Origin of the sequence: Egicoccus halophilus, from assembly GCF_004300825.1 — a bacterium.
In the GTDB taxonomy this organism is placed as follows: Bacteria; Actinomycetota; Nitriliruptoria; order Nitriliruptorales; family Nitriliruptoraceae; genus Egicoccus; species Egicoccus halophilus.
Genome location: NZ_CP036250.1, coordinates 2,991,154 through 3,009,403, shown reverse-complemented (window position 1 = coordinate 3,009,403; position 18,250 = coordinate 2,991,154). Strand labels below are relative to the sequence as shown.

Genomic DNA, 18,250 nt, shown 5'->3' with positions numbered 1-18,250 from the left:
CCCCGATCCTGTGCCGGCCCCCGACCCGAACCCCTACTCTGCCAGCATGGGGACGCTGCATGCGGCCGACACGGCCTTCCGCGACCTGGTCGACGTCGCGCTCGCCGACCCGGTGGGGTTCCGCCGCGACGCGGCGGAGCTGTTCAGCGACGCCGCCGGCGACGACGCGCGCACGGTCGCGGTCCGCTGGGCCCTGGGGGCGGCCCTGCGTGAGCTCGGGGACCTGCCCGGTGCCCGCCGCGAGCTGGACGCCGCCGCCCAGGGGGCGCAGCGGCTCGGCGCGCTCGGCACCGCCGCGCTCGTGCGCTCCAGCCTGGCGCTGGTGCTGCTCCACCTCGGCGAGACCGAGGCCGCCCTGGCGACGACCGCCCTCGCCGCCGAGCACCTCACCGGCCCCGACGCGGCCCGCAACGAGATGCAGCGCGGGCTGCTGCTGCAGCGACTCGGCCGCCTCGACGAGGCCGTCGACGCCTACGGCCGGGCACTACCGATCCTGCGCGAAGCCGACGACGTCGCGGCCGAGGCACGCCTGCTCGGCAACCGGGGCGTGGTGCACGCCTACCTGGGCGACCTGACGGCGGCGGCGGGCGACCTGCGGCGCTCGCTGGCCCTGGCACGCGAGCTCGGCACCACCCCGGGCATCGCGATCGCCCTGCAGAACCTGGCCTTCGTCGCCGCGCGACGCGGCGAGATCCCGCCCGCCCTGGCGCTGCTCGAACAGGCCCAGGACCTGCTCGACGACGAGCAGTTCGCCACCTCGGCCATGCGCGCCTGCATCGCCCTCGACCGCGCCGACGTGCTCGCCGACGCCGGCCTGCTCGAGGAGGCGCTGGAGGTCGCCGCCGACGCGGCCGAGGTCCTCGCCGCCGGCGACGACCGCACCAACGCTGCCGAGGCCGAGCTGCAGCTGGCGCGCACGCTGCTGTTGGCACACCACCACACGGCGGCGGCGGACCACGCGCGCCGGGCTGGCGGGGCGTTCCGTGCGGCACGACGCGACGGCTGGGAGCTGCAGGCGCGCTACGTCACCCTGGCCGCGGCTTCGGCGGCCGAGGGCCACGTCGAGGTGTCGACCGCTGCTGCGCTCGCCGACGACCTCCAGGCCGGCGGATGGCACCTCGAGGCCCGGTCGGCCCGCCTGTTGGTGGCCGAGCAGGCGCTGCGGGCAGGCGATCCGGCGCTCGCCGGTCGCGTGCTCGACGACGTCCTGACCGACGACGTCGACGGGGACCTGCCCGCCCTGGCCCGGGCGCAGCACTGCTACGCGACGGCACTCGTGCAGGCCGCGTCCGGACGGCGCGCCGACGCCGAGCTCGCCGTCGCGCGCGGGGTGGACGTGCTGCACCGCTCGCGGCTCACCTTCGGTTCGGCCGAGCTGCGGGCCCACGCCGCCCGCCACACCGTCGACCTGGTCCGTCTCGGCGTCCGGCTGGCACTCGAGGACGGCCGCCCCGATCGGGCGCTGTGTGCCCTGGACCGGGTCCGGGCCGCCGACGTGGCGGTTGCGCCCCGGCCGCCCGGGGACCCCGTACTCGCCGACCTCCTGGCCGAGCTGCGGCGGCTCGAGAGGGCCGAACGGGACGCCGCGCGCGGCGGCGGTGACCCGCGTCCGTACCGCGAGGCTCGTGCCCGTGCGGAGCGGCGCGTGCGCGACCGGGCCCGGACCACCAGCCACGCCGTCGACCGGCACGCCGTCGCGTCGGTTGCGCAGCCGGCCGACGCGACGCTCGACGTGGACCGGCTGCGGCAGACGCTCGACGGACGAGTCCTGGTCGCCTACGCCGAACTCGACGCACGCCTGCACCAGCTGACCGTGCATCCGTCCGGCGTCCGCCATCGCGTGCTCGGCCCCGCCGCCGAGGTCCGCGACGCCGTGGCGCTGATGCGCTCGGCGGTACGACGGTTGGCGCGCGGGCGGGCCAGCGCCGCGTCCATGGCCGCCGCGGACGCGTCGGTGGCCCGCTCGGCCCGGGACCTCGCCGGACGGCTCGGTCTCGACCGGCTCGACGCGCCGCTCGTGATCGTGCCGTGTGGCGCCCTCGACGGGCTGCCCTGGTCGACGCTGACGATCGGGCGGTCGGTGCCGACGGTCGTGCCCTCGGCGGCGGCCTGGCTGGCCGCGACCGACGGCTGCGCGAGGCCCGGGACGCCCGACCTGCTGGTCGCCGGCCCCGAGTTGCCCGGCGCCGACGCGGAGGTCGCGGCCCTGGCGGTCGAGCACCCGGCGACGACGGCGCTCACCGGTCCCCACGCCACCGTGGCCGCGGTCGGCGCGGCGCTGGCGGACGCGACGACGGCCCACGTCGCCGCGCACGGCGTCTATCGCACCGACAACCCGCTGTTCTCCTGCCTGCGCCTGGCCGACGGGGCGCTCAACGTCTACGACCTCGAGAAGCTGTCCGCCGTCCCGCGCACGCTGGTGCTGTCGAGCTGTGACGCGGCCACCACGGCGACCGTCGCCGGTGACGCCGTGCTGGGACTGGGCAGCGCGCTGCTGCGCCTGGGGGTCGGCACGTTGATCGCACCGGTGCTCGAGATCCCCGACACGGCGGCGGTGGCGCTGATGGTCGACCTGCACCGTCGGCTCGCGAACGGCACCACGGCGGCCTCGGCCCTGGCCGCGTCGATCGAAGCGGCCGACGACGCCGAGCCGGCGCACCGCGCGGTGCGGCACGCCTTCGTCGTCCTCGGCGACGGCGGTGGCGTCTGAGCGGGATCGCGACGCCTGCGGCCCCGACGCGTGTGCTTGCTAGCGTCGGAGGCCCTGGCGACGGTCGGTCGTCGGCCAGTTCGACGCCGGACAGGACGGACACGATGGACCGTGCGGCGGTCGAGGTGCTGGTCCGTTCCGCGGCGGCCGGTGACCAGGACGCCTTCGACGAACTCGTGGCGCGCTACTCCGGCCTGGTCTGGGCCGTGGTCCGCGCGCACCGTCTGGGCGACGCCGACGCGCAGGACGTGTTCCAGACCACCTGGCTGCGGCTGGTCGAGCACCTCGACCGACTACGGGACCCGCGGGCCGTGGGGGGATGGTTGGCCACGACCGCGCGGCACGAGTCGCTGCGCCTGCTGCGGGCCGCGGACCGCACCCGGCCGGTCGCCGCGGACGAACTCGACCTGGCCGACGAGTCCCGGCCCGCCAGCGACGCCGGCCTGCTCGGCGACGAGCAGCGCGCCGTCGTCTGGGCGGCCTTCGACCAGCTCGGGGAACGGTGCCGCGGTCTGCTGCGGCTGCTGATGGCGGACCCGACACCGAGCTACGAGGAGGTCGGTGCGGCGTTGGACATGCCCATCGGCAGCATCGGCCCCACCCGCGGACGCTGTCTGGGCCAGTTGCGCGAGCACCTGCGCACACGGGGTATCACGCCCTCGACCCGGTACTCCGGGTAGGCAGGAGGACGCCGTGGACGAGAATCGACTGCCTGGGGACGTCCCGCCGGACGTTGCCGCCGACGACCTGGACGAACTGCTGCTCGCCGAGCTCACCGATCTGGCGGCGCAGTTCGATCCCGTGCCGCCGGAGGCCGTGCTGGCGGCCCGTTCGTCGTTGGCCTGGTTGCGGCTGGACGCGGCCCTGGCCGAGCTCGTGCACGACTCGGCGGTGGAGGCCGAGCCCGTCGGGGTGCGCGGCGGGGCGCACGGTCGCGTCCGGCAGCTGAGCTTCGCGGCCGGGATCGCCGAGGTGGAGCTCGAGATCGAGGTCACCGGCCCCCGCCGCCGCCTGGTCGGTCAGTGCCTGCCCTCGGCGACGGCACAGCTCACCATCCGTCAACCCGCGGGGGAGCGGACCGCACAGACCGACGACCTCGGACGCTTCACCCTGGAGGTCGAGCCCGGGCCGCTGAGCCTGCGGTGTGCCTGGCCGCACCTGGGGCAGGCCGTCGAGACCGCGTGGGTCACGGTCTGAGCGAGCGCCTTTCGTGGATCGGTGAGCGGTCATCGCACGGATCCGGCGGGGTGGTATCACCGCCCACGGTTGCGGTTCCTCCACGTGAGGTGCCCGACAGGGGCCGCCGTGGGGACCGGCGGTTCGGGCCACTCGCACGCGCACCATCCTGGGGGCGGTCCGGACTGGGGGCAGACCGGACCGGGGGCGGCCGATCGCATCGATCGGCGGGAGCGCCGGACCGAGCCAGGTCCGGCGCTCCCGGCTCCCTCGGTCGCCCGGGGGACTAGCGTGCCGGTCATGAGCGACGCCGCCGCCACCACGATCGATCTCGCCGGGCGCGAGGTCCGGGTCTCGAGCCCAGACAAGGTGTTCTTCGCCGAACGCGGGGAGACCAAGCGCGACCTGATCCGCTACTACGAGGCCGTCGCGGCGCCGCTGCTCGCCGCCATGGGCGGGCGGCCGGTCCTGCTCCAGCGCCATCCGAACGGCGCCGACGGGTCGAGCTTCTTCCAGAAACGGGTGCCGAAGTCCGCCCCGGCGTGGTTGACCACGACCACGGTCAGCACCGTCAACGGGACCACCTCGCAGGCCCTGGTCGCCGCCGACCTGGCGCACGTCGCCTGGGCGGTCAACCTCGGCTGCCTCGGCTTCCACGTGTGGGCACTGACCGCCGCCGACCCCGACCACGCCGACGAGTTGCGCCTGGACCTCGACCCGCAACCGGGTACCGACTTCGACACCGCGCGCGAGGCGGCCCGCGAGCTGCGCGGGCTGCTCGAGGAGTTCGGCCTGGTCGGTTACCCGAAGACGACCGGCAAGCGCGGCATCCACGTCTACCTCCGACTGGTCCCCGAGTACGACAGCTACCAGGTGCGTCAGGCGGCGGTCGCCGTCGCCCGTGAGCTCGAGCGCCGACGTCCGGACCTGCTCACCGCCGCCTGGTGGAAGGAGGAACGCGGCGAGCGCATCTTCGTCGACTACAACCAGAACGCCCCGCACAAGACCGTGTTCGGGGCCTGGTGCGTCCGCGCCCGACCGGGAGCGCAGGTCTCCACGCCGTTCGCCTGGGACGAGCTCGACGACGTCGACCCCGACGGCCTGACGATCGCCAGCGTGCCGGCCCGCGTCGCCGCCGACGGGGATCCGTGGGCGCCGATGTACACCCGTCCGCAGTCGCTCGCGCCGTTGCTCGCACTGCACGAACGCGACCGGGAGGCCGGCCTGCACGACGCGCCCTGGCCGCCGGTCTACCCGAAGATGCCCGACGAGCCGCCCCGGGTCGCGCCGAGTCGCGCCCGCGCCGAGCGCGACGCGTAGTCCGTCGCCGTCCGCGTCTTCCGTGCGGTGGTGGTCGGGACGGAGGTGCCGCAGCCGGGTGGGCGAACGGCCGAGGACGTCCCACATCGTCGCCGTAGGGTGCCCGCGACACCGCCCCAGACACCGCCCCAGACACCGCCCAGGCACCGCCCCCGGGCGAGGAAGGCACCGTCAGTGGACATCGAACGCGACCCGGACGGCCAGCGCTACGTGGCCAGCGACGACGGCCGCGAGGTCGGCGAGCTCACCTTCGCGCAGGAGGCGGGCACGCTGCGACTGCTGCACACGAAGGTGGACGAGGCCGCCGAGGGACGCGGCATCGGTGGCGGGCTCGCCCGACGGGCCCTCGACGACGCCCGCCGCGACGGCCTCCGGGTCGATCCCCAGTGCCAGTTCGTCGCCGGCTGGATCGAACGCCACCCCGAGTACGCCGAGCTGGTCGCCGAGGACTGAGCGACCGCTCCGCTACTGACTCAGTCGCGTCGCGGTCGCACCGCCGCGTGCACGTGGTCGAGGTGCACCGCGTCGGTGAAGGAGCGTCCGCCGTAGCCGTCGAGGGCCCACGGGCTGCCGATGATCGGCCGGGACGGCTCGTCGTAGAGCCACTCCACGACCCGGCGCGTCTCCGACTCCAGCGACGTGTGACCCTCGATGACCAGCTCGCCACCCAGGCGGTGGATGTCGACGGCCCGGCCTCGCAGGTGGTCACTCATCCGGTCGGTGCCGAACACGTGGTAGGGATGTCCCGTCTCGAGCACCACCACGCCGACGTCACCGACCTCGTCGGCCAGGCGCGTGAGCAGCTCGAGCAGCTCGGGCTCGGTCGCACCGCGGTGGATGTCCCACCGCGAGGAGTCGGGCAGTTCGATGCGCTCGTCGTCGAGGACGGCGACGGCCTCCTCGGGCAGGTCGTCGGGTCGGGGCACCGGCACCCCGCCGTCCGACGCGATCCCCTCGAGCAGCCACACGTCCTCGCGCAGGCGCAGCCGCACGTCGATCGTGCGCACCTCGGTGCGCGCCTCGTCGGCGCCGGGTTCGCCGATCGTCTGGCGCAGCACGACCATGATCGAGGCCCGATCGGCGGTCAGGCCACCGAACTGCGGGTAGACGACCTCTCCCCGTGACCACGCGTCGGGGTGGTACAGGCCGGCCGCCTCCTCGGCGAGACGCTCACGGGTCGCGCCGTCGGCGAGCCGTCCGGTCACGTCCTCGAAGGTCTCGTCGGGACCGTAGGTGGTCAGGGTCTGTGCCACCTCCGCGCCCAGCGCCTTGGCGTTGGGATGCGTCTCGTCCGGGTGCAGCTCGTAGGGCGGCGGCATTTCGGGCGCGGGTGGAAGTACCGGCCCGGCCTCGTCGTCCGTGCCGTCCGTGCGGGGCTGCTGTGGGGCGGTCGTGGGCGCCGGTGCCGCCTCGTCGGTCGGCGTGCTCGTCGCCTGCGGGGTGGCGGCCGGGTCGCCCGGTTCGGGTGCCTGGAACGTGACGGAATCGCTCAGCAGGCCGCACGCGGCGGTCACCACGGCGAGCAGCAGGCAGCACAGCAGACGCAGACGCAACAGGGCCAAGGACCTGACGGCGGGGATCACGAAGATAGCCAGCCGACGCGACGTGCTGTGGCAGGCCTGGCGCATCGGACAGGGACCAGCCGAGGGCGGCGACTTCCCGTACGGGCACCCGCGACCGGCAGCGCCACTTCCCACGCTGGGACACGTACCTGCCCGCCCGAACCCGCCGAAATCGGAGAGGAACACCGATGAGTACCCACCCGACGCCCGACCGGGATCGACGCCACGGCAACGTCGCGGTCGAGGACCCTGCGACCAAGCGCACCGCCGGCAGCGCCACGGGACTGGGTGTCCTGGCCGCCATCGCGGGTGTCGCCTCCGTCTCCGGGCTGTATCCGACGCTGATGGGGGTGATCGCGCTCGTGCTCGGGCTCGTCACCCTGGCTGCCGGCTTCGCGGCGTGGCGGCGTGCCAAGGAGCAGACCGGTGAGCAGGCCGGCACGCCCGGTACCAACCTGTCCATCGCCGGCATGGTCCTCGGTGGCCTCGGACTGGTCCTCGGGATCGCCGGGATCACCACGACCGCGGAGGTCACCGACGTCGACGACGGGGTGACCGAGGTGGAGCAGGACGCCCAGGACCTCGGTGACGACGTCCAGGACGGCGTCGGCGGCTGACCGACCAGCACGCGTCCGCCACGACGACGCTCCGACGAGGCGGACCGCAGCGCTGCTGCGGTCCGCCCTCGTGTGGTCCGACGTGTTCGCCGCCGTGGATCGCTGCGGTTCTCCTAGGGTCGCGTCGGCACCTCGCCACCAGACGACCCGGACGGCAACCACGATGCGAACGTCAGCGGTACGGCACCACGGAGGAGCGCGGTGACCCCGCCGCGCGACGACACCGGCACCAGCGACGCCCTGGTGCTCTTCGGCGCCACCGGGGACCTGGCGCGCAAGAAGTTGTTCCCGGCCCTGCACCGGCTGGCGGAGCTCGACCGGCTCCCGCCGGTGGTGGTCGGCATCGGTCGCTCGCCGTGGGACGTCGCACGGTTGCGCGACCACGCCGCGAGTGAGCTCGACACCTCGACGCCGGCGCGCGCCGCGGCCTGGGAGCGGCTGTCGGCGGCGCTGCGCTACGTCGGTGGCGAGTACCGCGACCCGGACACCTACGCCCGTCTGCGCACGGCGTTGGACGGGGCGCGTCGGCCGTTGTTCTACCTCGCCGTCCCGCCCAGCGTGTTCGAGACCGTGGTCGGCGGCATCGCCGACGCGGGACTCGCCCACGCCGCGCGGGTGGTGGTGGAGAAGCCCTTCGGTCGGGACCTGGCCTCGGCCCGGCGGCTCAACGCGTGCGTGCTGGCGCGGTTCGACGAGTCGCAGGTGTTCCGCATCGACCACTTCCTGGGCAAGGAGGAGGTGCTCGACCTGCTCGTGCTGCGGTTCGCCAACGTGTTCCTGGAGCCGATCTGGAACCGGCAGTACGTCGACCACGTGCAGATCACGATGGCCGAGGACTTCGGGGTGGAGGGTCGGGGCGGCTTCTACGACGAGGTCGGCACGCTGCGCGACGTGGTGCAGAACCACCTGTTCGAACTGCTGACGCTGTTGGCGATGGAACCCCCGGGTGGCTCGGACGCCGCCGCCTTCCGCGACGAGCGGTTCAAGGTGCTGCGGGCCATGCCGGACCTGCGTCCCGACGCGGTCGTGCGTGGTCAGGTCGACGGGTTCCGCGACGAGCCCGGCGTCGCGGCCGACTCCGACACCGAGACGTTCGTGGCGGCGCGGGTCCTGGTCGACAACTGGCGCTGGGCGGGTGTGCCCTTCTACCTGCGGGCCGGCAAGTCGCTGGCGGTCACCGCCACCGAGATCGTGGTCGAGTTCAAGCGGCCACCCCGGCTGTTCTTCGCGCCCAGCGACGGCGGTCCGCCACATCCCAACCACCTGCGGTTCCGGGTCAAACCCGACGAGCAGCTGACCTGGACCGTGCAGACCAAGCAGCCCGGCGAGGAACTGCACAGCCGACCGATCGACCTCGCCTACGCCTACGACCCGCACCGGGACGGCCCACGCGACGACGCCTACGCCCGGCTGCTCGGCGATGCGATGGAGGGCGACCAGCGGTTGTTCGCCCGTGCCGACGCCGTCGAGGAGTCCTGGCGTATCCTCGCCCCGGTGCTGGAGTCCCCGCCGGCGACCCACCTCTACCGACCGGGCAGCTTCGGCCCCGCGGCCGCCGACGGGCTGTTTCCCGGCGCCGACCACTGGCACGACCCGGTCGTCGACGGCGGCGGCTGATGCGGATCGAGATCCTGGCACCGGCGGTCCTCGCCGACCACGTCGCGGGTCGGGTCGCCGCGTCGCTGCGCGCGGCCGCGCAGGCCCGCGGTCAGGCGACGCTGGCGGTCAGCGGCGGTCGCACGCCGGGACGGCTGCTGGCCCGACTCGCCGCCCAACCCGTGCCGTGGGACCGACTGCACGTGTTCCAGGTCGACGAGCGGGTCGCCCCCGACGGGGACCCGGCCCGCAACCTGACCGGGCTGCGGGCGGCGCTGCTCGACCACGTGCCGCTCCCCGCGGCGCAGGCGCACGCCCTTCCGGTCGAGGCCGACGACCTCGACGCGGCCGCCGCCGGGTACGCCGACGTGCTGCGGACGGTGGCGGGCGCGCCACCGGTGCTCGACGTCGTCCTGCTCGGGCTGGGCAGCGACGGGCACACCGCCTCGCTCGTGCCCGGGGACCCGGCGGTCGAGGTCGTCGATCGCGAGGTCGTCCGCACCGGCACCTACCAGGGGCACCGGCGCCTGACGTTGACCCGTCCGGTGCTCGACGCGGCGCGGGAGCGGTTCTGGCTGGTGACCGGTGGTGACAAGGCCGTGGTGGCCGCCACCCTGGCCGGCGGCGGTGGCGACCTCGTGGCCGGACGGTTGCGGCGTGACGGTGCCGTGCTCTTCCTCGATCCGCCGGCGGCCGCCGGAGTGCACAGCGCGTGAGACGGGGCACGCGTCGCCGGACGAGCCGGCTGGGTGGGCACGCGGGAACCGGCTGTGGCAGGGTGTGCCCATGACGACCTCCGACGCCCTGCTGCGTGCCAGCGACGACCTGGTGAACGCCTGCCGGGACCACCCGTTCGTGCGTGGCATCGCCTCGGGCGAACTCGCCCGCGACCGCTTCGTGTTCTACGTCGAGCAGGACGCCTGGTTCCTGCAGGCCTTCGCCCGGGCCTACGCGCTGGCCATCGCCAAGGCTCCCGACACCGCGACGATGGACGCCCTGCGCCAGCTGCTCGACGGGGTGGTCGACGAACTGCGGTTGCACCGCGGCTACGCCGAGCGGTGGGGCGCCGATCTCGAGCCCGAGCCCGCCGCGGCGACGTCCGCCTACACCGACTTCCTGCTCCGGGTGGCCTGGTCGGCACCGGTCGGCCCGATCCTGGCGGCCATGACCCCCTGCATGCGCCTGTACGCCGCCCTGGGGCAGGCGTTGGCGCCCGACACCGCGGCCGACGGCCCGTACCGCGAGTGGGTCGACACCTACGCCTCCGAGGCGTTCGAGGACCTCGCCACCACACTCGAGGACCTGCTCGACGCCCAGGCCGACGCTGCCGACCCGCGGGTCGCGACCAACTACCGCCGGGCCATGGCGCTCGAACTCGCCTTCTTCGACCAGGCCGCCGACGGTCGCTGAGCGACGGAGACCCGGCGCCTCAGCGCAGCAACGCGCTCCGGACGGCATCGAGGCGTGCGGGTGGCACCGACCGCAGCGGTGGACGGCACCAGCGTTCGGTGACCAGCCCGTCGAGTTGCAGGGCGGCCTTGATCACGGCCGGCAGCGAGGCCTGCAGGGCGCCGAGGGCCGCTTCGGTCCGGGCGAGCGTGCGTTGAACCTGCGCGGCGGTGTCGTGGTCGCCGTCGGCCACAGCGGCGTGCAGGCGCACCACCTGCCGGGGCCGGACGTTGGCGATGGCGGTGATCGACCCGCTCGCCCCGTCGCGCAGGGCCGCGTGCAGGCTCGGCCCGTGGCCGCTGAGCACCGCGAGGTCGCGGTCGACGACCGCGGCGACGAATGCGGCCCGCCGTTCGGCGTCGGAGGAGGAGTCCTTGATGCCCACGATGTTCGGATGCGCCGCCAGTTCGGCGAGTGCGTCGGCGGTCAGCGCCGACCCGGTCAGCTGGGGCAGGTGGTAGACCAGGGTCGGTACCGCGGCCTGCTCGGCGACCTCGAGGTGGACGTCGACGAGTTCCTCGGGCGTCAGCGGGTAGGTGTGCGGCGCGAGGACGAGCACGGCATCGGCGCCGGCCTCGGCCAGCTGCTCGACGTCGGCGTGCAGCGCCGCCGGGCTGGGTCCGCTCGCGCCGGCGAGCACCAGCGGCCGGCGGGTCGTGCCGGCGACCGCGAGCTCCTCGGCGTTGGTGCGGGCGGTGCGGGTCAGTGCGGCCCGCTGGGTCGGTTCGAGCAGGGTGCCCTCGCCGGTGGTGCCGGCCACCAGCACGCCGGCGAGCCCGTCGTCGGCCGCACGGTGCAACAGCGCGCCGACGTCGGCATGGTCGAGCTGCCGGTGCTCGTCGAGCGGGGTCACGAGGGCGACGAACACGCCGCGCAGGTCGAGCGTCATCATCCGACTCCGGACGCAGGGGAGGACGTCGTCGCACCGTCCGGACCGGCCGCGGCCAGTGCCGCGGCCACGGCCGGTTCGTCGTGGAGGGCGAACACGACCTGGGGGTCCTGCAGGGCGGCGGGGAAGTCGAGGGCGGCGCGTGCCAGCCGGCCCACCCGACGTACCGGCCGGACGTGCCGGTGGTCCTCGACCCGGTGGGGGCCCCGGACGACGGCGAGGTCGAGCTCGTCGCCGTCGGGCACCACCACGCCGTCGCCCTCGGCGATCTCGTCGACCAGCCGGGCGGCCTGCCGCAGCCGCTTGGTGATACGGCCGCTGCGGGCGTCCAGCGGCGTCCACGGCAGCTCGCCCGGCGCCACGGGTACGGCCAGTCTGCCGGCCTCCAGCGGGGCGCGTACCACCCACGCGACCCGGTCGCCGGGGAGCGCGGGTGGCGCCGGCGGCTCGGGCCAGTGGTAGTCGAGGTCGTCGGGATCGTCACCGAAGTGGGGCCGGTAGGACGCCGGTTCCTTGCGCAGGAGCGCCGATCGGTGGGAACGGTGCACGGCCTCGTCGCCCAGCCACGGTGGGAGCCGGTCCTGGCGGGCCAGCAGCTGCTGGTCCGGCGGGTCGTCGGGGTGGACGAACTCGGCGATGAGGGCGCGGGTGGTGTCGGCGTACCCACGCGCGACCCACGCGTCGACCATCGCGATCCCGTAGGCCACCAGTGCCGGGGTGTGCCCGTGCCACATGGTCACGGCGGGATGCCGTCGCCAGCCGTAGCCCTCGAGGTGCAGCGCCCGCAGGATCTGCAGGGTCTCGACCCGCTGCTTGCCCAGACGACGGTCGTCGAGCACCGCGGCGCTGGCGGCGAAGTCGGCGAAGGGCAGGAAGGTCTGCATCGTCCGGCGACCGTAGGTGCTGAGCGGGTCCCGGTGGCTGCTGCGCCGTGTCCGACCGGCGGGGCGTCACGCCGCCTGTCGCACCGGAGGTCGGCCGCGGCCGTCACCGACCGGCGAGGTGCGCCTCGAGCCGGTCGACGAAGGCCCGCTGGGCCGTCACCAACTTCGCCCGTGCGGTGTCCGGATCGAACCAGGCCACCCGGTCGACCTCCGGGAAGGCGCGTTCGTGCCCCGAGCCGCGGGGCCACTCGAGCAGGAAGGTGCCGGGCACGATCGCGTCCGGGTCGGGGTCACCGGCCACGGCGAAGGCCGTCACCCGCTTGCCGCCCGACTGACGGACCTCGCCGAGCTCGACCAGCTCCCCGTGCGGTGGGTCGAGCCCGAGCTCCTCGCGGAACTCCCGCCGGGCAGCGGAGGACGGCGTCTCGTCGGGCTCGTACTCGCCCTTGGGCAGCGTCCACGCGCCGACGTCCCGACGGGCGAAGAACGGCCCGCCCAGGTGCGCGAGCAGGACCTCGAGGCCGCCGTCGGACTGCCGGTACACCAGCAGGCCCGCGCTGCGCCTCGTCACACCGGCTCCTCCTTCTCGTCCGCACCGTAGCGTGGCGTCCCGACGCGCCCGACGGCGGCGCCGGCTCGCACGGGCGTGGGGCGACTACGGTGGCGAACACTCGTGGAAGGGAACGCGGTGGCGACGTCGACGACCGACGAGCTCGCGGAGCGGCGGCTCGCGACCGCGCGGGCGGAGTTCGACGCCGAGGTCGTCCACCTCGACAGTGCCACGCTCGGTCTGCCGCCGCGTCGGACCGTCCAGGCACTCGAGCGCACCCTCGACGAGTGGCGCCGCGGTGTGACCGACGCGGCCGCCTTCGACGCCGTCGTCGAGGCGAGCCGCCGCGACTACGCCCGGCTGGTCGGCGTCGAACCCGCCCATGTCGCGGTCGGCTCACAGGTGTCGGCGTTCGTCGGACTCGTGGCCGCCTCCCTGCCGCCGGGCAGCGAGGTGCTGACCGCCACCGACGACTTCACCAGCGTGCTGTTCCCCCTGCTGGCCCAGCAGGCCCGCGGCGTCACCGTCCGCGAGGCGCCGCTCGAACGGCTCGCGGAGGCCGTCACCGCGTCGACCGGGCTGGTGGCCGTCTCGGCCGTGCAGTCCGCCGACGGGCGGCTGACCGACCTCGACGACCTGGTGGCCGCCTGCGATGCGGTCGGCGCCCGCACGTTGGTCGACACCACCCAGGCGGCCGGCTGGCTGCCGGTCGACGCCGGTCGGTTCACCTACACGACCGGTGGCGGTTACAAGTGGCTGCTCGCCCCCCGCGGCACGGCGTTCTTCACCATCGGTCCCGATCACGTCGACCAGCTGCTGCCGGTCGCGGCGAGCTGGTACGCCGGGGAGGACCGGTGGTCGAGCATCTACGGCGGCCCGCTGCGGCTGGCCACCGACGCGCGACGGTTCGACGTCTCGCCGGCATGGCAGTCGTGGGTCGGCCAGGCGGCGTCGCTCGAACTGTTGCTCGAGGTCGGGACCCAGGCCCTGCACCACCATGCCTGCGCCCAGGCTGCCCGGTTCTGTGCCGCGGTGGGGCTGCCGTTCGCCGGCTCGGCGATCGTCTCGGCGCGTGCCGACGGCGCCGTTCCCGGACTGCTGGCCGACGCCGGGATCCGGGCGGCGACCCGGGCCGGACGCCTTCGCCTGGCCTTCCACGTCTCGACCAGCGCTGCGGACACCGACCTGGCCGCAGCGGTCCTCGACGGCCACCTCGCGCCCTGACCTCCGACGGAGGGACCCGGCAGGTGCGCGATACCCTGGCAGGTCCGGCAGGTCGTCGCAGAGGTTGGTCCATGCCCACGTCCACCGCCACCACCTGGCACCCGACGCAGACCCCCTCCGGTCGCTTCAACCGGGTGGGCGGCGACGTCGAGGTGCGCCTGGACCACACCGGCGACGACACCGTCCGCATCCGTGGCACCTGGCGGCGGCTGTCGCTGCAGGCCCTGTGGGCCACGCCGGTGGTGATGATCGAAGCCGGACTGCTCGTCGCGGCGTGGGTCGCGCTGCCGGTCGCCCGACCGGTCGTGCTGGCCGTCGCGGCCGCGCTGCTGCTGTTCCACGGCTGGCGGGGGCTACGGCAGCTGACCGGGGTGCTGCGGGCACTCGTGGAGGTCGACCGACACGGGATCCGCGGCTCGGCCCTCGGCCGCGAGCTCGCCTGGGAGGATGTCGTCGAGGTCCGCCGCGCGCAGGCCACCCGTGGGCCGGTGCTCGTCTACGTGACCGCCGGCGACCGTGACCGGACGGGACGTGGGAGCCGTGAGCTCGCGCCGTCGGAGCTGCCGACGGAGCTGCTCCTCGACGTCCTGGTACCGGCCGACGTGCCCGTCGCGCTCGGACACCCCGACGACGACCCCCGCGCGGTGACGGTCGCCGACGACCGCCTGCAGGTCGAACTCGGCGGCGGCCGCACGTTGCGCGTCCCGCTGACGGACGTCACCGACGTCGACGTGACCGCGGCCGCAGTCGGCAACGGGCGGGTCGCTCGCCAGCTCGAGGTGCTCGCCGTCGTCGACGGCCCGCGCCCCGGGGCGCGGGCAGAGGAACTGGTGACGCTGCCCGAGACCCTGGCGAGGCGCGCCGGCCTCGTCGACGCCCTCGACGCGCGGGTTCCGGGGCTCGAGTCGGCGCTGCGGGAGTCCGGCGAGGGACGGGCGACGCTGTGGAGCGCCGGCACCTGATCGCGTCACGGTCGCGTCCGCACCGATGAGTGCGGTGTCGGTGCGCCGTCTGCCCCTGCGACCGGGTCCGTCGGGTGGACGGGAGCCGCCGTGGGGGCAGACCGCACCGACGAACCGCCTGCGGCGGGTCCGGGGGAGCGAACCCTGGTGGTCGTCCTGGACGCCGACGCGCGGCCCGGCTGGTGCGTGGGGGCGCGACGACTCATGCTCGCCGACGAGGCCGCCGTCGTCGTTCTCGACGTCTCTGCCGTGGGGGCACCGGACGCGGCCACCGTCGACGCGCTCGCCCGCGTCCTGCTGACGGCGAGGCGTCTCGGCCGCACGGTGCGGTTGCGTGGGGTCGGGCCGCCCCTGCACGAGCTGCTGCTCCTGTTCGGGCTCACCGACGTCCTGCCGGGCGAGGCACCCGGGACCCGGTCGTCGGCAGACGTCCAACCGGGACCCCTCATCGGTGGAGAAGCGCGATCTCGTCCGACCGCCTCGACAAACCGCTTCAGTAGCTAACGAAACCGCATCAGCACCTTCGCCATAGCTGCTACGAATCCCCTTCGCCCTGCACGCACTCCCGGCTACTGGCGTTCCATGATCCGAGCAACTTCAGAGGATTCGTGTCGACGATGTCATACTGATCTCCAGTGGAGCTGATCACCACCACGTCTCCGCGATGCGTCTCCAAGAACAGGCTTCGATCATTCGAAGTCCGGCAGTCCGTGCCGACCCTAGTGGTGTAAGTCACTGACTCCGAATCTTCCGGCATTGCGATCGTGCCCCCTGGTGCCGCAATAATGTCATTCGGCTCCGCATCTACGACCCATAGGTCTCCATCCTTTCTCAAAGGACCCTGAAACGAAACTTCTGCCACCTGGGAGGACTCGGACTCGCCACCAGCCTGATTATCGAGCGCGTCGCCGCTTCCGGCGTCCTCCCCACTCCCGCCCGCACATCCAACGACCATGGCAACTATCGCAGCAGCCACTACGACAGCACCTGGGCCACCGGCCGATTCTCGGTGGATCGCTGAACCGGAGTGTGCCCGAACGGATCCTGGTCGCTCATCAAGGCTTCGGCCGATCTTGAGGGGGCAGTAGGCGTCGGGCGATCTCGCGATGGGCAACGGCGAAGTGAGGCAGCGAAATCTCCCTCGTCCGAATTATTCGTCGTAGTGCATGATCCTAAACCGAGGAGATGAGTAGCCTGCAAGTTCTAGATCATAGACCGCGGTGTACTGCCCCAAAGTTTCGTAGCAGGGGGAGGCCGAACCGCGGGAACAGGCGCTCGACGTCGAGGAAGCTGTTGAAGGCCAGGATCCGCCCGTCGACGATCTCGAGCACCTGCAACGCCCAGGCACGGTGGCCGCCGCCGGGATCCGGTCGGTACTGAGCGAAGGCCGGCATGCCGTTGGCCTCGACGGCCAGCAGCCGTGAGCCGCGGCACTCGTCCGGTCCCGGACTGACCATCCACGCCACCAGTTGGTCCCGGCCCTGCAGCCACAGGTCGTAGGGTGGCATGTTCTGGATCGCGTCCTCGCGCAGCAGCGCGGCCAGGGCGTCCATGTCGTAGCGCTCGAAGGCGTCCACGTAGCGCGCCAGCAGCTCCCGCTGTGCCGGGTCGTCCGGACGCAGCGGGTCGGTCTCGGCAGGGGTCCGGTTCGCCAGCGTCGCCCGCGCCCGCTGCAACGCCGAGTTCACCGACGCGACGGTCGTGTCGAGCAGTTGCGCGACCTCGTCGGCGTGCCACTGCAACACCTCGCGCAGCAGCAGCACCGCCCGCTGTCGCGGCGGCAGGTGCTGCAGCGCCGCCACGAACGCGAGGCGGACCGTCTCGCGGGCGACGGCGAGCTCCGCCGGGTCGCCGGCCGTAGGCAGCACGGCGCCGTCGGGCACCGGCTCGACCCAGGTGGCCGCGTCGCGCTCGATCAACTCGGCGGCGGCCACGGTCGTGGACGGCCCGAGGTCCATGGGCCGGGCCCGCCGCTTGCGGCCGCGCACCTGGTCCAGGCAGACGTTGGTGGCGATCCGGTACAGCCAGGTCCGCACCGACGCCCGCCCCTCGAAGCGGTCGTAGGCGCGCCAGGCGCGGACGAGGGTCTCCTGGACCGCGTCGTCGGCGTCGGCGCCCGAGCCGAGCATCCGGTAGCAGTAGCCGGTCAGCTCCCGTCGGAACGGCTCGAACGCGGCGACGGCGTCCTCCGGCAGGACGGTGAGTGTGGACATGCGCGCACCCCTCTCGACGTTCGGTGAGCACCCGAGGATCATGGCACGACGGCCAGCCGCCGTCCGGTCTCGTCGAGGGAAATGTCGTGCGCCGGCGACTGGCACGCTGAGTACCTGCGCACGAGAGGTGGCGACATGGCACGACCGACGTGGAGCGGCTCCATCAGTTTCGGGCTGGTGAGCGTGCCGGTCCAACTGTTCACGGCCGTGCGCACGCACTCGGTGCGCTTCACCCAGCTGCACAAGGACACGGGCAACCGGGTGCGCAACAAGCGGGTCGACGAGACCACCGGCGACGAGGTCGCCTACGGCGACATCGTCAAGGGCTACGAGGTCGCCGACGGCCAGTACGTGGTGGTCGACCCCGACGAGCTCGACGAGCTCGACCCCGAGGCCTCCCGCCTGATCGACATCGAGGACTTCGTCGAGCTCCAGCAGATCGACCCGGTCTACTACGACCGCGCCTACTACCTGATGCCGTCGGGCGACGCGGCCGCCAAGCCCTACAAGCTGCTCGCCGAGGCCATGGAACAGGCCGGCAAGGTGGCCGTCGCCCGGTTCGTGATGCGCAACAAGGAGTACCTCGCCGCCGTGCGTGCCCGGGACGGACTGTTGGTGCTCTCGACGATGCACTACGCCGACGAGGTCGCCGATCCCGCCGACCTCGAGGCGACCGACACGCTCGAACAGGTCGAGGTGGCACCTCGGGAACTCGCCATGGCCGAGCAGCTCATCGACTCGCTGGTCACCGACTTCGACCCGGAGCGCTACCACGACGAGTACCAGCAGCGGGTGACCAGCTTCCTCGAGGCGAAGGCCGAGGGGCAGGAACTCGAGGTCACGCCACCCGAGCGGGACACCGGCGGCGTCATCGACCTGATGGCGGCGCTCGAACAGAGTCTGGAGTCGGCCAAGCGGGACCGGGGCGGCGAGGGCACGGGCAGCTCCCGGGGCCGCGACTACGGTGCCATGACCAAGGACGAGCTCTACGACCTGGCGCAGGAACGCGACCTGCCGGGTCGCTCGTCGATGAGCAAGGAGGAGCTCGTCGAGGCCCTGGGCACGTCGGACGCCTCCTCCAAGGCCAGCTGACGCCGG

The 18,250-nt window shown here is 73.6% G+C and carries 18 protein-coding genes; 13 read left to right on the top strand and 5 right to left on the bottom strand.

What is annotated here, in order from left to right; translation table 11 throughout:
- The first annotated feature begins 46 nt into the window (after positions 1–46).
- The 5 genes from ELR47_RS13635 to ELR47_RS13615 all read left to right on the top strand — a co-directional run bounded on the left by ELR47_RS13635 (position 47) and on the right by ELR47_RS13615 (position 5,659).
- Positions 47–2,710, top strand: a complete 2,664-nt coding sequence (locus tag ELR47_RS13635; RefSeq protein WP_130650393.1) for a CHAT domain-containing protein — start codon at positions 47–49, stop codon at positions 2,708–2,710.
- 104 nt (positions 2,711–2,814) lie between these two features.
- On the top strand, positions 2,815–3,390 hold the full coding sequence (locus tag ELR47_RS13630; RefSeq protein WP_130650392.1) for an RNA polymerase sigma factor: 576 nt from the start codon (positions 2,815–2,817) through the stop codon (positions 3,388–3,390).
- A gap of 13 nt (positions 3,391–3,403) precedes the next feature.
- Positions 3,404–3,907, top strand: coding sequence for a hypothetical protein (locus ELR47_RS13625; RefSeq protein ID WP_130650391.1), 504 nt, complete (start codon positions 3,404–3,406; stop codon positions 3,905–3,907).
- Between the two features lie 279 nt (positions 3,908–4,186).
- The gene (gene ligD, locus ELR47_RS13620; protein ID WP_130650390.1) at positions 4,187–5,206 is read left to right on the top strand and encodes a non-homologous end-joining DNA ligase; all 1,020 of its coding nucleotides are present in this window, start codon (positions 4,187–4,189) and stop codon (positions 5,204–5,206) included.
- Positions 5,207–5,380: 174 nt separating this feature from the next.
- Complete coding sequence (locus ELR47_RS13615) at positions 5,381–5,659, top strand: GNAT family N-acetyltransferase (RefSeq protein WP_130650389.1); 279 nt, start codon at positions 5,381–5,383, stop codon at positions 5,657–5,659.
- A 20-nt stretch (positions 5,660–5,679) separates the two neighbouring features.
- Here the strand turns inward: ELR47_RS13615 and ELR47_RS13610 are convergent, their stop codons facing one another.
- Positions 5,680–6,768, bottom strand: coding sequence for a hypothetical protein (locus ELR47_RS13610; RefSeq protein ID WP_130650388.1), 1,089 nt, complete (start codon positions 6,766–6,768; stop codon positions 5,680–5,682).
- Positions 6,769–6,956: 188 nt separating this feature from the next.
- On the opposite strand from ELR47_RS13610, the gene ELR47_RS13605 reads away from it, so the two are divergent.
- From ELR47_RS13605 to ELR47_RS13590, 4 genes are all read left to right on the top strand, one after another.
- Positions 6,957–7,385: a hypothetical protein gene (locus ELR47_RS13605; RefSeq protein WP_130650387.1), complete on the top strand. Its 429-nt coding sequence runs from the start codon at positions 6,957–6,959 to the stop codon at positions 7,383–7,385.
- 201 nt (positions 7,386–7,586) lie between these two features.
- Positions 7,587–9,002, top strand: a complete 1,416-nt coding sequence (gene zwf / locus ELR47_RS13600; protein ID WP_130650386.1) for a glucose-6-phosphate dehydrogenase — start codon at positions 7,587–7,589, stop codon at positions 9,000–9,002.
- The gene (pgl, locus tag ELR47_RS13595) at positions 9,002–9,697 is read left to right on the top strand and encodes a 6-phosphogluconolactonase (RefSeq protein ID WP_130650385.1); all 696 of its coding nucleotides are present in this window, start codon (positions 9,002–9,004) and stop codon (positions 9,695–9,697) included. The genes zwf and pgl overlap by 1 nt, the downstream gene beginning before the upstream one ends.
- A 70-nt stretch (positions 9,698–9,767) precedes the next feature.
- The gene (locus tag ELR47_RS13590; protein WP_130650384.1) at positions 9,768–10,391 is read left to right on the top strand and encodes a TenA family protein; all 624 of its coding nucleotides are present in this window, start codon (positions 9,768–9,770) and stop codon (positions 10,389–10,391) included.
- Positions 10,392–10,410: 19 nt separating this feature from the next.
- Here ELR47_RS13590 and ELR47_RS13585 read toward each other — a convergent pair whose 3' ends face one another.
- The 3 genes from ELR47_RS13585 to ELR47_RS13575 form a co-directional block, all read right to left on the bottom strand.
- Positions 10,411–11,322, bottom strand: a complete 912-nt coding sequence (locus tag ELR47_RS13585) for a dihydrodipicolinate synthase family protein (protein WP_130650383.1) — start codon at positions 11,320–11,322, stop codon at positions 10,411–10,413.
- Complete coding sequence (locus ELR47_RS13580) at positions 11,319–12,203, bottom strand: MSMEG_6728 family protein (RefSeq protein ID WP_188584434.1); 885 nt, start codon at positions 12,201–12,203, stop codon at positions 11,319–11,321. Before ELR47_RS13580 ends, ELR47_RS13585 begins: the two co-directional genes overlap by 4 nt.
- A gap of 103 nt (positions 12,204–12,306) precedes the next feature.
- Entirely contained in the window at positions 12,307–12,774 is a 468-nt protein-coding gene (locus tag ELR47_RS13575; protein WP_130650382.1) for an NUDIX hydrolase, read from the bottom strand.
- A gap of 117 nt (positions 12,775–12,891) precedes the next feature.
- Here ELR47_RS13575 and ELR47_RS13565 point away from each other — a divergent pair, with 117 nt between their 5' ends.
- The 3 genes from ELR47_RS13565 to ELR47_RS13555 all read left to right on the top strand — a co-directional run bounded on the left by ELR47_RS13565 (position 12,892) and on the right by ELR47_RS13555 (position 15,443).
- Positions 12,892–13,977 (top strand): aminotransferase class V-fold PLP-dependent enzyme, encoded by a 1,086-nt coding sequence (locus ELR47_RS13565; protein WP_205745254.1) that lies wholly within the window; start codon positions 12,892–12,894, stop codon positions 13,975–13,977.
- Between the two features lie 71 nt (positions 13,978–14,048).
- The gene (locus ELR47_RS13560; RefSeq protein WP_130650380.1) at positions 14,049–14,939 is read left to right on the top strand and encodes a hypothetical protein; all 891 of its coding nucleotides are present in this window, start codon (positions 14,049–14,051) and stop codon (positions 14,937–14,939) included.
- A gap of 90 nt (positions 14,940–15,029) precedes the next feature.
- A complete protein-coding gene (locus ELR47_RS13555) occupies positions 15,030–15,443 on the top strand; it encodes an STAS domain-containing protein (protein ID WP_205745253.1) in 414 nt (137 codons plus the stop codon).
- A gap of 704 nt (positions 15,444–16,147) precedes the next feature.
- Here the strand turns inward: ELR47_RS13555 and ELR47_RS13550 are convergent.
- On the bottom strand, positions 16,148–17,152 hold the full coding sequence (locus ELR47_RS13550) for a sigma-70 family RNA polymerase sigma factor (protein ID WP_130650379.1): 1,005 nt from the start codon (positions 17,150–17,152) through the stop codon (positions 16,148–16,150).
- Positions 17,153–17,287: 135 nt separating this feature from the next.
- On the opposite strand from ELR47_RS13550, the gene ku reads away from it, so the two are divergent.
- Positions 17,288–18,244, top strand: coding sequence for a non-homologous end joining protein Ku (ku, locus tag ELR47_RS13545; protein WP_130650378.1), 957 nt, complete (start codon positions 17,288–17,290; stop codon positions 18,242–18,244).
- Positions 18,245–18,250: the final 6 nt, after the last annotated feature.